The sequence below is a fragment of the Mesorhizobium sp. M7A.T.Ca.US.000.02.2.1 genome (assembly GCF_003996995.1).
GTDB lineage: Bacteria > Pseudomonadota > Alphaproteobacteria > Rhizobiales > Rhizobiaceae > Mesorhizobium.
The window spans coordinates 1-1,529 of record NZ_RZTT01000728.1 but is presented as its reverse complement, the minus strand read 5'-3'; the positions used below and the strand labels follow the sequence as shown (position 1 = coordinate 1,529).

The following is a 1,529-nucleotide window of genomic DNA, read 5'->3' as shown; positions in this document are numbered from 1 at the left end:
CGCGTCAATCCTGCATCTGCCCGCCCGCGACCCGAGGGATGGCCGCCCGACCGCCGATCCGGACGTCTACATGCAGTTCCTGCCGCGCATCAAACAGGCGACCGATGCGGTGATCAACATCACTACCGGCGGCTCGTCGCTGATGACGCTCGATCAGCGGCTGGCAGCCCCTTTGCGGGCTGAACCCGAAATGTGCTCGCTCAACATGGGTTCGATGAATTTCGCGCTGTTCCCGATGCTCGACAAGCCAAGGGAATGGCAGCACGAGTGGGAACCCAAGCTGCTCGAAGCGACGCGCGACACCATCTTCAAGAACACCTTCGCCGACATGGAGGGCGTGCTGGAGCGGCTGGGCAAGGGCTGCGGCACGCGCTTCGAATTCGAATGCTACGATGTCGGCCATCTCTATTCGCTGGCGCATTTCCGCGACCGCGGGCTGGTGTCGGGGCCGCTGTTCATTCAGTTCGTGCTGGGCATTCTTGGTGGCATCGGCGCCGACCCGGAGAACCTCGTCCATATGAAGCGGATCGCCGACAAATTGTTCGGCGACAGCTACCAGTTCTCGGTGCTGGCCGCCGGCCGCCAGCAGATGCCGCTGATTTCGATCGCCGCGGCGATGGGCGGCAATGTCCGGGTCGGGCTGGAAGACAGTCTCTATGATGGCCGCCAGTTGGCGAAATCCAATGCCGACCAGGTGCGCCGCATCCGTGGCATTCTCGACGGGCTGTCTCTGGAGGTTGCAACGCCAACCGAAGCGCGCGACATGCTGGCGCTCAAGGGCGGCGACCGGGTGGCGTTTTGAGAGACGACCGTGATCAATCCAACATCCAATGACGTCCTCTTACGCCCCGGCCGGATCGACGACGTCGAAACCATCCACGCGGCGATCCTGAAGCTCGGCACGCATATCGGCGCGCCCGAGGAGATCATCTCGACGCCGGACGATCTCAGAACGTACGGCTTTGGCGAAAAGCCCGCCTTTTCGACCCTGATCGCCGAAGTCGGCGGGGAATTTGCCGGGCTTTGCCTGCATTTTCCGATCTTTTCGACCTGGATGGGGCGGCCTGGCGTCTATGTGCAGGACCTCTATGTCGAGGACCGGTTTCGCGGCCGCAAGATCGGCGAGCGGCTGTTGCGGCATGTTGCGGCGCGGTGCCGGAACGAAGGCGGCGTCTATCTCCGACTTTCCGTCGACACCGACAATGAAGGCGCCAAGACTTTCTACGAAAGGCTGGGCATCGCCTGGTCGAGCTATGAGCAGACCCAAAAAATCATCGGCGAGGCCTTCTTTGCCTTCGCCGACGCGCCGGAAAACGGGGATCACAAATGAAAGCCTTCTATGCCGAGGAACAAAAGCGTCACGACCCCAAGGCCTTCCTGTCAAGCGGTGCGCCGCAGCCCAATCCGGAACAGCCGGAGCGCGTCGAGAGATTGTTAGCCGGCGCATTATCTGCGGGTTGCACGATCGAGCGGCCTCGCAATCATGGGCTCGGTCCGGTAGCGGCGGTGCATACGCCCGGATATCTGGA

Annotated in this window: 2 protein-coding genes and 1 pseudogene; all 3 read left to right on the top strand. The window is 62.3% G+C overall.

The features are described 5' to 3' along the window. A partial coding sequence (locus EOD15_RS34050) for a 3-keto-5-aminohexanoate cleavage protein (RefSeq protein WP_148129810.1) occupies positions 1-802 on the top strand: 802 nt, incomplete at its 5' end. Between the two features lie 12 nt (positions 803-814). Further along, positions 815-1,330 (top strand): GNAT family N-acetyltransferase, encoded by a 516-nt coding sequence (locus tag EOD15_RS34045; protein WP_127409287.1) that lies wholly within the window; start codon positions 815-817, stop codon positions 1,328-1,330. Beyond that, positions 1,327-1,529: pseudogene (locus EOD15_RS34040) on the top strand (histone deacetylase family protein); the annotation flags it as partial. The gene EOD15_RS34045 and the pseudogene EOD15_RS34040, both read left to right, overlap by 4 nt.